This window comes from uncultured Maritalea sp., from assembly GCF_937139385.1.
Classification (GTDB): Bacteria; Pseudomonadota; Alphaproteobacteria; order Rhizobiales; family Devosiaceae; genus Maritalea; species Maritalea porphyrae_A.
This window is the reverse complement of sequence record NZ_CAKZPW010000418.1, coordinates 1-12,847: the sequence shown is the minus strand read 5'-3', so window position 1 is coordinate 12,847 and position 12,847 is coordinate 1. Positions and strand designations below refer to the sequence as shown.

Annotated in this window: 9 protein-coding genes and 1 tRNA gene; 4 read left to right on the top strand and 6 right to left on the bottom strand. The window is 49.3% G+C overall.

Translation table 11 applies throughout. From position 1 onward, the window contains the following. Positions 1 to 609: FAD-dependent monooxygenase (locus Q0231_RS16470; protein WP_299349325.1), on the top strand; the 609-nt coding region annotated here is incomplete at its 5' end. A gap of 53 nt (positions 610 to 662) precedes the next feature. Here the strand turns inward: Q0231_RS16470 and Q0231_RS16465 are convergent. The 3 genes from Q0231_RS16465 to Q0231_RS16455 form a co-directional block, all read right to left on the bottom strand. Then, positions 663 to 1,307, bottom strand: a complete 645-nt coding sequence (locus tag Q0231_RS16465; RefSeq protein WP_269394252.1) for an invasion associated locus B family protein — start codon at positions 1,305 to 1,307, stop codon at positions 663 to 665. A gap of 160 nt (positions 1,308 to 1,467) precedes the next feature. Beyond that, positions 1,468 to 4,992: a transcription-repair coupling factor gene (mfd, locus tag Q0231_RS16460; RefSeq protein WP_269394253.1), complete on the bottom strand. Its 3,525-nt coding sequence runs from the start codon at positions 4,990 to 4,992 to the stop codon at positions 1,468 to 1,470. Further along, the gene (locus Q0231_RS16455; RefSeq protein WP_269394254.1) at positions 4,992 to 5,306 is read right to left on the bottom strand and encodes a succinate dehydrogenase assembly factor 2; all 315 of its coding nucleotides are present in this window, start codon (positions 5,304 to 5,306) and stop codon (positions 4,992 to 4,994) included. Before Q0231_RS16455 ends, mfd begins: the two co-directional genes overlap by 1 nt. Positions 5,307 to 5,406: 100 nt before the next feature. On the opposite strand from Q0231_RS16455, the gene recG reads away from it, so the two are divergent. After that, on the top strand, positions 5,407 to 7,515 hold the full coding sequence (gene recG / locus Q0231_RS16450; protein WP_269394255.1) for an ATP-dependent DNA helicase RecG: 2,109 nt from the start codon (positions 5,407 to 5,409) through the stop codon (positions 7,513 to 7,515). A gap of 8 nt (positions 7,516 to 7,523) precedes the next feature. Here the strand turns inward: recG and Q0231_RS16445 are convergent, their stop codons facing one another. From Q0231_RS16445 to glmU, 3 genes are all read right to left on the bottom strand, one after another. Further along, a complete protein-coding gene (locus Q0231_RS16445; protein ID WP_269394256.1) occupies positions 7,524 to 8,246 on the bottom strand; it encodes a DUF502 domain-containing protein in 723 nt (240 codons plus the stop codon). 99 nt (positions 8,247 to 8,345) lie between these two features. Then, positions 8,346 to 10,172, bottom strand: a complete 1,827-nt coding sequence (glmS, locus tag Q0231_RS16440; protein WP_269394257.1) for a glutamine--fructose-6-phosphate transaminase (isomerizing) — start codon at positions 10,170 to 10,172, stop codon at positions 8,346 to 8,348. A gap of 9 nt (positions 10,173 to 10,181) precedes the next feature. Next, a complete protein-coding gene (gene glmU, locus Q0231_RS16435; RefSeq protein WP_269394258.1) occupies positions 10,182 to 11,522 on the bottom strand; it encodes a bifunctional UDP-N-acetylglucosamine diphosphorylase/glucosamine-1-phosphate N-acetyltransferase GlmU in 1,341 nt (446 codons plus the stop codon). 159 nt (positions 11,523 to 11,681) lie between these two features. Here glmU and Q0231_RS16430 point away from each other — a divergent pair, with 159 nt between their 5' ends. Both Q0231_RS16430 and Q0231_RS16425 read left to right on the top strand, forming a co-directional pair. Continuing rightward, complete coding sequence (locus Q0231_RS16430) at positions 11,682 to 12,524, top strand: hypothetical protein (RefSeq protein WP_269394259.1); 843 nt, start codon at positions 11,682 to 11,684, stop codon at positions 12,522 to 12,524. Between the two features lie 95 nt (positions 12,525 to 12,619). Beyond that, positions 12,620 to 12,695, top strand: a tRNA-Lys gene (locus Q0231_RS16425). Positions 12,696 to 12,847: the final 152 nt, after the last annotated feature.

Below are 12,847 nucleotides of genomic sequence, written 5' to 3'. Positions count from 1 at the left end.
GCTGATGTAGAATTTGACCGTGTTGAAAAAGAAACTTCTGTTGAGTTTCATTATGAAAACGGTCCATTTACGTTAGTCCCCGCTGGCGATAACAAAATCAATTTGGTCTGGCTAGATGACCATGAGGTTTTGCAAAAGGTCGCCAATATGCCAGCGGCAGACTTTGCCCAAGAGCTAGGAAAAAAATCGCACCATTTGTTTGGCCACGCAAAGCCTTTGACAAAGGCCTTTGTATTTCCCCTGAGCAATCTTGCGGTACCAGTTGTTGGCAAAGACGGTGCCTTTCTGATCGGCGAAGCGGCGCACGCGTTCCCGCCCATTGGTGCCCAAGGGCTGAATTTGGGCTTGCGCGATGTCGAAGACTATGTTGCGGCCATCGACGGACTGGTGCCAGGGTTTTCCGCAACTGACGCTCGCAACGCCAGCAAAAAGTATGACGATTTGCGCCAAGGCGACCTAAAGCGCACTGGTGGGTTTGTGGATGGGCTATTTCGGTCGTTGATCACCGAAATGCTTCCGGCCCAAGGCGTGCGACTGGGTGGTGTTTGGGCGCTGAAAAGCTTGAGCCCATTGCGCAAATTTGCATTTCAATTCGGCATGGGCCGATAAAAAAAGGGCCGCCAAAGCGACCCTTTCAAACTCAAACAATTCAAAGCAAACTCTTAGTTCCCGTCAGTTGGAGCTGGAGCTTCTGTAGCTTGTTTTTCTTGTCTGATTTTCTCAGCCGCTTCTTGCAGTTGTTGCTGAAGCGCTGATTGTCCAGAAAGTTGATTTTGGAATTCTGAAGGTGTGAGTGCCTTGTCGCCCTCATAAACCGCGGTAAAGCCGTTCAAATCAATATCAATTGAAAGATCCTTGAATGCCCGGTTTTTTGCGGTCATTGTCAGTTTTGCACCACGCTTAAGAGACTCCAAGAAGGCGTTTGGCATATTGGAGTGGCTGGTGCATTTGGTCGGATCACAAGTCGCCCACGGCGTATAGAATGGCTTTGCACCATCAATCTGCCACTTTAGGTTGAACAGCAAAGAAATCGCCAGAGGCATTTCTGCTTGCACAAAATAACGATTTTTGGATGATGGATCGTCGCGGAATGTGAATGCGCCGATCTTGGTTGAGCCTGCAAATACAACTTGACGCACAATGCACGCCTTTTCGCCAGACTTCAATTTGTCACATACTTTGACCCAGTTGTCTTCAGGATTAACTGGTTGCTGTGCAGCCGCGTCTTGCGCGTGTGCTGCGCCAGCAAACAAGGCCAATGCGGCAAAAACTGCCAACGGTGCGAATTTGTTTTTCATCTTATTCATTGCATTCCCTGATTGCAGCGCAAGGCAATTTTCATTGACAATCCTGCGCGCCAAAATTCTGTCCCTTTTGAACCCTCAATTCGGGCAATAACATGACGGTTTGACCAATCCAACGGATTTTCTTTCAAATGGTTGATAGCGTGAAAGAAATGGAATGCATCTACGCGTCAGTTGCCGCCAGTTTTGCCAGCTGTGTTAGGATTCTTGCTGCCCCCATCAATTTCTTATTGGCGTCAGGCCAATTACGCGAAAATACTAACTTCTGGTCCGGGCGCACTTTAGCGTGTTCTCTTTTATCTGCAACCATTTGCACCAATCCATGTGGATTAGGGAACATACCATTGCGCAATGTGATTACAGCGCCTTTTGGTCCAGCATCCACTTTTTCAACATTTGCGGTGCGGCAGAGTGATTTAACCAGAACAATTTTGAGCAAGTGTTGGACTTCTTCAGGGAGTGGTCCAAATCGATCGATCAATTCGGCTCCAAACGCATTGATCTCGGCGGATTCTGTTAGATCTCCCAAACGGCGATAGAGCTGCATGCGAACCTGCAAATCCGGAACGTAAGCCTCTGGAATCATTACAGGCATGCCCAATGATATCTGCGGCGACCATTTGCCGTCGTCCTCGTCCATATCACCGCCAGATTTGAGCGTTGCAACTGCTTCTTCAAGCATTGCTTGATAGAGTTCAAACCCAACTTCTTTAATGTGGCCCGATTGCTCTTCCCCAAGGATATTGCCGGCACCCCGAATATCAAGGTCGTGACTTGCCAGTTGGAAACCAGCACCCAAGCTATCCAGCGATTGCAGCACTGTGAGCCGGCGCGTTGCCATGTCCGTTAGTTTTTGATGAGTTGGTGTTGTGAACAGCGCATAGGCGCGGATTTTAGAACGCCCAATTCGCCCGCGAATTTGGTGCAATTGGGAAAGTCCAAAATTGTCGGCGCGGTGGACAATGAGCGTGTTGGCGGTTGGAATGTCCAACCCAGATTCTACGATGGTGGTGGCAATTAGCACATCGAATTTGCCGTCATAGAAGGCATTCATAATGTCGTCGAGTTCACTTGGTGGCATTTGCCCATTGGCAACCACATAGCTGACTTCTGGCACTTGCTCATCCAAAAAGCGTACAATTTCTGCCTGATCCTTGATGCGGGGAACCACATAAAAAGACTGCCCGCCCCGGTATTTTTCACGCAATAACGCCTCGCGCACCACCAAAGGATCGAACGGCAAAACGAAACTACGTACTGAGAGCCGATCCACTGGCGGTGTGGCCAAAAGCGATAGGTCTCGCACGCCGGTTAGTGCAAGCTGGAGCGTTCTTGGAATTGGCGTGGCTGAAAGCGTTAAAACGTGAACGCTCGATTTGAGTTCTTTCAGGCGCTCTTTGTGTCCAACACCAAAGTGCTGCTCTTCATCGATAACAAGCAAACCTAAGTCTTTGAACTTTATCGTTTTTGCCAGCAAAGCATGGGTACCGATAACGATATCAACACTGCCATCGGTCAGACCGTCTTTAGTGAGTTTGAGTTCTTTCGCGCTCACCAAACGGGAGGCTTGGCGCACCCGAACCGGCAAATCCGCGAAACGTTCCGAGAATGTTTTGAAATGCTGACGCGCCAAAAGCGTTGTTGGCACAACAATGGCCACTTGTTTGCCAGAAAGCGCGACAGCGAATGCCGCGCGCAGCGCAACTTCAGTTTTACCAAAGCCAACGTCCCCACAAACAAGGCGATCCATCACGCGGCCAGTTGAAAGGTCGTCAAATATCGCATCAATCGCCGTTAATTGATCTTCTGTCTCCTCATAAGGGAAACGAGCACAGAACTCTTCATAAACGCCCATCTGCGGTTCGACCACATCGCCTTTGGACATGGTGCGGGCCGCTGCAATTTGGATGAGCTGTTCCGCCATTTCGCGGATGCGCTTTTTCAGCTTGGCTTTCTTTGCCTGCCACGCAACGCCGCCAAGTTTATCCAAAATGCCATCACCGGCATCCGATCCATATCGCGAGAGCAGCTCGATATTTTCAACAGGCAAGTAAAGGCGGTCGTTTTTGGAATAGGCAATTTCAACACAATCGTGCGGGGCACCCATAACGTCGATCGCCTTCAGGCCGACAAAACGGCCGATACCGTGATCTACGTGCACCACCAAGTCGCCAGACGCCAACCCGGTTGCCTCGGTAAGCGCCTCTCCCCCTTTTCGGCGTTTAGACGCGCGAATGATGCGTTCGCCAAGAATGTCTTGTTCTGACAAGACCAAAAGATCTTTGGTTTCAAAGCCACTTTCAAGGCCCAGAACAATAAGACCGACTTCGCCAATATTTAGGGTTTTGACTTGGGGCCAGTGCTCAATAAGTTTTGTTTTTGTGACGTCGTGATCTTTGAGCACCTGTGCCATGCGGTCGCGCGTGCCTTGGGTCCAACACGCAATAACGACTTGTTTTTTTGCGCGTGCTCCTGCTTTTGCAGTATCTATGACCGCCTCAAACAGATTTATGCTGTCCGATTGCCGCTCTTTTGAAAAATTAGGGGCAAGTTGACCTTCTCGGTTTTCATTTGAAAGCAACCCGCTGTCCAAAGTCGCAAACGGCGTGATTTGAACAACATCTCCCGGGTTGGCCAAAGCCAGATCGTCGCCCAATTGGTACAGCCGATCTGCTGGCAAAGGTTTATAAACAGTGCCTGCATCACCTTCTTCAAAGGCTTCGCGGCGCGCTTCATAATAGTCTGAGATTTGAACGCGACGCTCTGCGATGGCCTGATTGACTTGCTCATCCAACACAAGTGGTGCTTCGTGCAAGAAGTCGGGCAAGGTGCCCATTTGCTCATAGAAAAGGGGTAACCAATGTTCCATGCCAGCAAAACGTTGACCGGCACTGATCGCAGCATATAGCGGATCGTTGGCCGTGTTGCCGCCAAAACTGGCGGTATAGCCGCGACGAAAACGCGAGATGGCGTCTTCGTGTAAAACGATTTCGCCCATCGGCACCATGGTCGCCGTTTTTTGTTGCGCAATCGTTCGTTGCGTTTCTGGGTCAAAAGTTCGAATGCTCTCGAGGCTGGTCCCGAAAAAATCAAATCGCAGCGGATTTTCATATCCCGCTGGGAACAAATCAATCAAGCCGCCGCGCACTGCGTATTCACCTGGCTCACGGACTGTTGGCACCCGCATGTAGCCATTAACCGTCGCCCAACCAGTTAGCCGTTCGGTTTGAACCACTTGACCTGATGTAACGCTAAAAGAAAATTCATCAACAAATTGCGTTGAAACAGTTTTTTGCACAATAGAATTGACTGAAGTTACAACAACGGTGCCAACGTTTGCCGCATTGCGCAGCGCAGCAAGGGTCGTCATCCGTTCCGCCAAAACAGAGGCATTTGGTGACACCCGATCGTAAGGCAAACAGTCCCACGCCGGAAACGCCAAAATATTGTGTGACGGCATTAACCTTTTTAGCAGCTCCGCCATTTTCTGCATGCGGCGGCCATCGCGCGCGACAAAACAAACCGAAACACGTCTTGATGGATTGGCCTTTGCCTCAATTTCAACCAATCGCGCCAGTTCAACCGGCTGCATACCATCGGGCACACCGGTGATAAAACGATTGGGCGAGAGCGCATTCACATCCAAGCGCTTGTCATGCGCCAGTGTCTTGTCGTTAGAACTTGCCATTATTCGTCCGAAACGCGGTCATGTTGAAACTGGGAGATCTGTTTTAAAAGATCGGGAAAAGGCGCATTGTCCAGCGGCTCTTTGCCAATAATCCAATTGTAAAGATCTGCGTCTGTTTCGCTCATCAAAGCTTCAAGGTCATCCAACTGCGCTGATGTGTAATCTGCTACAGCTCCATCCACAAAGCCACCGAGGATGATATCCATTTCCTGAGTGCCACGGTGGTGCGCGCGATATTTGATTTTCTTCAAACGATCTTGAGGATTTTCACGTTTTGTACCAGTCACAGGGAACCACCATTTGATTTGCGCCAATTTCGTGCTCCCATTTACGCGGATAATTCGGTTTTGTCAGCCTTTCGCCGCGGACAATTAGGATATAAATTGCAAGAAATCACCGATTTGGGAAGAATCATTGGCACGTCCAGACATTCTAAATCCACTTTTTGCAGCCGTGAGCACCGTTAAGGGTGTTGGCCCACAGTTGAGCAAACTGATGGCTTCATTCTTCGGTGCGCCTGAGAATCAGGATGCAGTGTTGCTTGATGTGTTGATGCATATGCCGTCGGGCATCATTGATCGGCGCCAACAACCGGGCGTGCAGTTTGCTCAACCCGGGGCAATTTCCACTTTTCTATTGCATATCGATCGGCACATACCACCCCCGCGCAACAACAAACGGGTTCCTTATAGAATTGAAGCGCACGACGAGAGCGGTGAGATCGTGATTTCTTACTTTGCCGGCCGCGCTTCTTGGTTGGAAAAAACCTTACCTGTGGGCGACAAGAAGTATGTCTCCGGTCTCGTCACATTTTATCATGGCATTCCACAGCTGAATCACCCAGATTATATCGTTGATGAGGACAAATTCGATGATTTGCCTTTGGTTGAACCCGTCTACCCACTTACCAGTGGCCTAACGTCAAAAAAACTACAACTTGCGACGCAGCATGCGCTTTCAAAGCTACCCGATGTGCCCGAATGGATTGGCCATTCACGGCTCGATTTGAACGGTTGGCCGTCGTTTAAAACAGCGATGCACCAAACACACGATCCGCAAACGCCCGCTGAAGCAAAGATCGAAGGCGCTGCGCGAGCGCGAATGGCTTATGACGAGTATTTTGCTGGCCAGCTGACCCTACAATTGGTGCGGGCAACCATGACACGCGAAAGCGGTGTGCAACGCCTCCTTACCGGTAAGAGCACCCAAAAAGTGCGCGAAGCCCTGCCCTTTAAGCTTACAGGTGGTCAAGAAGCGGCGGTCACCGACATAGAGAATGATTTGCGCTCAAATCGCAAAATGGCACGGCTGGTTCAAGGTGACGTGGGGTCTGGTAAGACCGTTGTTGCCCTAATGGCAATGGCGGCAATGGCAGAAGCGGGCCACCAAAGCGCATTGATGGCACCCACTGAAATTTTGGCAACACAGCACTATTCAACGATTGCAGAGATTGGGGAAAAGGCCGGATTGCAAGTGGCTTTGCTTACCGGCAAGATGCCTGCGGGAGAGCGCCGCGCCATTCAAGCGCGCATTGAATCTGGTGAAATCGACATTGTTGTTGGCACTCACGCCCTATTCCAATCAAGTGTCGTTTTCAAATCGCTAGGGCTGACTGTCGTTGATGAGCAACATCGTTTCGGCGTACACCAGCGACTTGCCCTTTCAGAAAAGGGCCGCAAGACGGAATTGCTTGTGATGACCGCCACGCCCATTCCTCGCACGTTGGTGCTCACCCACTTTGGTGACATGGATGTGAGCTTGCTCAAAGAAAAGCCAGCAGGCAGACAGCCAATCGATACCGCAATCCTTTCTTCAAACGAATATGAGCGCGTTATCGCTCGCTTGAAGGCAAAGGTTGCGGAAGGTGCGCAGGCATTTTGGGTTTGCCCCCTGGTTGAAGAATCTGAAAATTTAAACCTCGTTTCCGCAGAGGATAGGCATAAAGCGTTAAGCCAAGTATTTGGAGACCGTGTGGGCTTGGTGCATGGACGCATGAAAGCTGATGAGAAACAGGAAGTTATGGAGCGCTTTCAACGAAATGAACTTTCAATTTTAGTTGCAACCACCGTGATTGAAGTTGGGGTCGATGTGCCCAACGCTACAATCATGATTATTGAACATGCAGAGCGATTTGGTCTCTCTCAACTTCATCAATTGCGAGGCCGTGTCGGCCGAGGCGACAAACGATCGGCATGCTTACTTTTGCACGGCGACAAACTAACTGAAATGGCGCAAGCGCGGCTGAAAACCATCCGTGCGACAGAAGATGGGTTTGAGATTGCTGAACGAGATTTGGAGTTGCGCGGACAAGGTGATCTGCTGGGTACGCGTCAATCTGGCATGCCCGGATTTCGCATTGCAATTCCCGATTACCATAAAGACCTTTTGGAAATCGCACATGATGATGCGGTTGATCTGTTGGAGCGCAATCCCGGACTTCAAGGAGCTGAAGGCGAAGCAGCGCGCACCCTGCTCTATTTGTTCAGGAAAGATCTAGCGATTCCACTGATCAGAGCAGGATAGGCAAAAACCTATTTCTTCTTGGAAGAGAGGCCAGATTTTGCTGCAAGCTCGGCGGTTTTCTTTTGATATTCTGGCGACACAAGCCCTGCAGAAATAACCAATTTGGCACCGTCTTCCACCGTCATATCGAGAATTTGCACCTCACTACGGGGCAGAAACAGCAAGAAGCCTGACGTGGGATTTGGTGTCGTTGGCAAAAAGACACTCGTTACATCTTTCCCAACTACCTTTTCGGCCACTTCACCTTTCGCATCCGTCGAAATGAATACCAAAGCATACAACCCTGGGCGGGGATATTGGATCAAACCAACCTGTTTGAAGTTGGAGTGGCTTTGGCTGACCACAGTTTCAAAAATCTGTTTTAGGCCACGATAAAGCACTGAAACAAACGGCATCCGATGCAAAATTGATTCACTAAATTGCACCAAGGTTCTGCCGACCAGATTTGCGGTTAGGAATCCAAGCATAATTAGAGCAAGAGCGCCAATTACAAGGCCAAATCCGGGCACGCTTATTGGGAGATAGGTATCGGGGTTATATTGGGGTGGAATGAGCGGTTTAACAAAGTCATCAACAAAGCGGATAATTGACCACGTTATATAGATTGTCAGACCCACTGGAGCCGCAATCACTAGCCCAGTCAGAAAGTAATTTGTAAGCCGACGTCCCGCCGTCACTTTTTGAGGTGGGTGCTCTTCGTCATGATTGTTGTGGTCTGGTTTTTCGCTCATAGTCTGATCTATATAGAGCGCCTATCTTATAGTGCAATGCCTGATTGGCGCTTAAGCGATCAGACATTGCGTTTTATTGTTCAACTTGTGGCGATTACGCTATTCAACAGTTACTGACTTCGCCAAATTACGTGGCTGATCAACGTCCGTCCCCATAAACACCGCAGTATGATACGCCAACAACTGCACCGGTACTGTCGCAATTATGGGCTGCACCAATTCGTGCGCTTCTGGCATCAGAATAATCTCATTTATGTCGTCGCCCGCGTGCTTTGCGCCTGCTTCGTCTGTTATGAGAATGATATTGCCACCACGCGCAGCCACTTCGTGCATGTTGGAAAGTGTTTTCTCAAGCAATGCGTCTGAAGGAGCGACAACGACAACTGGCACCTTTTCGTCAATCAAGGCAATTGGCCCATGCTTCAGCTCACCAGCAGCGTAGCCTTCTGCATGGATGTAGGTAATCTCTTTGAACTTGAGTGCACCTTCCAAAGCGACAGGATAAAGTGCACCTCGGCCGAGATAGAAAACGTCTTTTGCTTTGGATAATGCTTTATCCAAACTCGCGATTTTTGGTTCGGATGCCAAAGCTTTTGACATTGCGCCAGGGAGTTTTGCAAGCGCATCAACAAGTTCTGACTCATCTTTGTCACTCAAAACACCACGCTGTTTGCCCGCGGCGATTGCAAGAGTTGCCAAAACAGTTTGTTGCGCTGTTGTTGCTTTGGTTGAAGCCACGCAGATTTCTGGCCCGCACAATGTTGGGAAAACCACATCTGATTCTCGTGCAATTGTGCTTTCCGCCACATTGACGATCGAAGCGATGTGTTGCCCCTGAGACACGCAATATCGCAGCGCAGCCAATGTATCAGCGGTTTCACCAGACTGGGAAACAAAAATCGCCAGTCCGCCCTTTTCCATTGGCGGCTCGCGGTAACGGAATTCTGACGCTATATCGACCTCTACGGGTAGACGAGCGTATTTTTCGAACCAATATTTTGCGATCATCGCTGCGTAATATGAACCACCACAACTCGCGATAGTAACTTTTGATAATTTGGAAAAATCAAATGGCAATTCTTGCGGCAGTTGAATTTTGCGTTTCGCAAAATTCACATAATTGGAAAGCGTGTGCGAAATCGTGTCGGGTTGCTCGTAGATTTCTTTGGACATGAAGTGCCGGTGGTTTCCCTTGCTCACCAAGGCGGCACCGGTGTTTGCTGTCGAAATCGGTCGATTGACCGGCGAACCATCAATATCAAAGATTCGCACGTCTGATTTTGTCAGGGCGACCCAATCGCCCTCTTCGAGGTAGGTAACTTTGTTGGTGAATGGAGCAAGTGCAATCGCATCTGAGCCCAAAATCATTTCACCATCGCCGTGACCTACGGCCAAGGGTGCGCCCTGACGGGCACCGATGATGAGATTGTCCTCACCATTGAACATCATTGCTAGGGCGAACGCGCCTTCGAGCCGCTTGATAACAGCTGCAGCAGCGTCAAATGGCGCTGCGCCCTTGTCCATTTCACGCGTGACAAGCAAAGCAACCATTTCAGTGTCTGTTTCTGAAACAGGAACATAGCCATCAACGCCCAACTCATCTCGTAGTTCGCGGAAGTTTTCAATAATGCCATTGTGAACGACCGCAACCTTTTGCGTCATGTGTGGGTGCGCGTTTGCTTCGGTCGGTGCACCGTGGGTCGCCCAACGTGTGTGGCCGATGCCAATGTTACCCGCCAAAGGCTCTTCACTTATGCGTTTCTTTAGGTTTGTTAGCTTTCCGGGTGCACGTCTTCTATCCATTTTGCCATCAGCAAATGTCGCAACGCCGGCGCTGTCATACCCTCGATATTCTAAACGTTTGAGCGCATCTACAATTCTATCGGCAACTGGTTTGTCGCTAACAATTCCAACAATTCCGCACATAGTCTTTCCTCAGTCTTTCTTCTCTGTCCAACGCTGTCTGATGACATTTGCGTAGCCAGATTTGTTCGTTTGTTTGGAGCGGGCTATAGCCAGTGCGTCTTTTTCTACATTGTGAGTAACAACACTTCCCGAAGCGACATAGGCACCATCTGCAATCTCAACTGGTGCTACAAGTGAGCTATTTGAGCCGATGAATGCGTTCTCTCCGATGGTTGTTTTGAATTTGTTTTTTCCATCGTAGTTGCAGGTGATGGTGCCTGCCCCAACATTAGTACCAGCACCAATTTGCGCATCGCCGATATATGTCAGGTGATTGATTTTTGCGCCGGGTCCGATGTCTGACTTTTTGACCTCGACAAAGTTTCCAGCCTTGCTGCCTGCCCCCATGTTCGCGCCCGGACGAAGCCTTGCGTAGGGGCCAATGTTGGCGTCTTTGTCAACAAAAGCACCTTCCAAATGAGAGAAAGCATGAATGGTCGCGCCAGATTTAACCGTGACACCGGGACCAAAGACAACATTTGGTTCAATTATCACATCTTGTTCAATTTGAGTGTCGTATGAAAAGAACACCGTTTCTGGTGCAACTAGCGTAACACCACCCAACATGGCTTGTGTGCGCTTTCTTGTCTGAAACACGCGCTCAGCCGCGGCAAGTTGAACGCGATCATTGACGCCAAGCACTTCATTTTCTTGGCTTTTAGACGTTTTTACGACGAAGCTCTTACTTCGTGCAATTTGCGCCGCATCCGTTAGATAGAACTCAGCCTGCGCGTTATCATTGCCAATTTCATCGATAACTGCTTTGAGACAATTGACCTTAAACCCCATAATACCAGAGTTGCAAAAGCCGACGCGTTTTTGATCGTCGTCGGCATCTTTTTCTTCCACAATTCTAACCAACTGATCGCCGTCCATGATTAGTCGGCCAAGGCCGAATGGGCTAGCGGGCTCATAACCCACAACAACCAAGTCAGCGCCATCGTCAAGAACTGACTTTGCTTGCGCTATTGTTTGCGCCTGTATCATTGGATTGTCGGCAAACAGAACAAAAACATAACCGTCAAAACCAGCCCAATGTTCTCTGGCCTGCATGGCAGCATGGCCAGTGCCCAATCGTTCGTGTTGAACAACCGTATGGATTTGTGGGTCGAGATTTTGCAGGTAGTTTGCAGAAGCTTGGTGCTCTGGGCCCAACACAACTGCGATTTTGCTGGCCCCTGCAGCGCGGCAACTGGAAACCACGTGTCCCAGCATGGGCAACCCACCTACTTTATGCAGGACTTTTGGCGTGGTCGACTTCATGCGCGTCCCCTCGCCGGCTGCAAGGACAATGGTCAATGTGTCAGTCATGTGCGGAAGCTGCTCCGAATCTGAGTATTATTCATTTCATTTATTGCAAGAATGTGTTGGCAAAATGGAAACAGACCTGCAGCACATGAACCAATTATTCAACTTGTGCAATAATGATGGTTAAGACTTTGCGATTCGCGCGGACCAGGGGAGACGAGTTTGGCTTCAATAGAAATCAACCGTTTTGAACAAGCAGACGTAAAAATCTGGGGCTTCATTGCCGTGGGTGTTGTTACATCAATGGTCTTGCTAACGAGCATTGCGAACTTTGTGCCGTCGAAATTTTTGAACGGTCTACGCGAAACTCGAAATTCGTCAGGCACAATCAATCAATTGCAGGCCGAATTGACGTCAATTCGGCTGGAATTCGCCTCGCTCAAACGCGCCAACTCTATCGCTGGCACCAGACTAACGCTGGGCGAGGAATCAAGTTCAAAGTTCTCAAGGCGTGTTCGGGCCCTAGAATCAACTATTCCTATGCTTATGGAAGCACTTCCGGCGGATGCGACGATTGACCGTTCATTGATCACAGCGTCGATCAATGAAGCGAATGGCGAAGAAATTATCAAAAGCACTGATGAGGTGAAGGTTGTCCAATCAAGCCTTTTCGATAACCGCCCAATGTCAGAAGCGTCGCCAGAGACTTTGCAGCAAGCTCTGCCCGAAAAGGTTGATGAGCAAGTACTGAACATACCAAACACAGTTGCCGACAACTCACCAGCTGTGCAAGTCAGCTCAACAGAGTTTGGTTTGATTATAGGCCCAACAGTAACCGTTGATGGCGCGCCAATCGTTTGGCAGCGCTACAAAGCGGATGTTGGCACATTGTTGATTGGTTTGGAGCCGAGATTGCTGCCAATCAATAATGATTCTGGTGATTTGAGATTAATAGCCGGTCCAATCTCAGATATTTCAGAGGCCATTTCGCTATGTTTGCAGATTTCTCGCACTGGTGTGACGTGCGAAGCTAGCGGTTTTGGGGGCGTTGAACTCTCTCGCTAAATGAGCGTGAAAGAAAAATTCAAAAAGTTGGATTTTTCTTGTTGACTTAGCAGCCAATAAAACTATTGTCCGCGCTGTTCGCCAGTGAATTTCAAGTGCCCGTAGCTCAGCTGGTAGAGCATCCGACTTTTAATCGGACGGTCGACAGTTCGAATCTGTCCGGGCACACCATTCTTCTTAGACATCATTGTGTAGAGTAATCAGCTACTTAGCTGACCTCTCGATGTGAAAGTTTGTGGCAGATCACATGGAATGCCTAGGCGCCGATTTTTGCCAAAACCACGCGCAAAGCCTTAAAAAGGTTTTTGTCGACGGTGGGTAGC

What these genes read in the sequence shown, in the direction of transcription:
- Q0231_RS16445 (WP_269394256.1), bottom strand. Translation starts at nt 8,246, where the DNA reads ATGAGCGAAAAACCAGACCACAACAATCATGACGAAGAGCACCCACCT.
- Q0231_RS16465 (WP_269394252.1), bottom strand. Translation starts at nt 1,307, where the DNA reads ATGAATAAGATGAAAAACAAATTCGCACCGTTGGCAGTTTTTGCCGCA.
- mfd (WP_269394253.1), bottom strand. Translation starts at nt 4,992, where the DNA reads ATGGCAAGTTCTAACGACAAGACACTGGCGCATGACAAGCGCTTGGAT.
- glmU (WP_269394258.1), bottom strand. Translation starts at nt 11,522, where the DNA reads ATGACTGACACATTGACCATTGTCCTTGCAGCCGGCGAGGGGACGCGC.
- glmS (WP_269394257.1), bottom strand. Translation starts at nt 10,172, where the DNA reads ATGTGCGGAATTGTTGGAATTGTTAGCGACAAACCAGTTGCCGATAGA.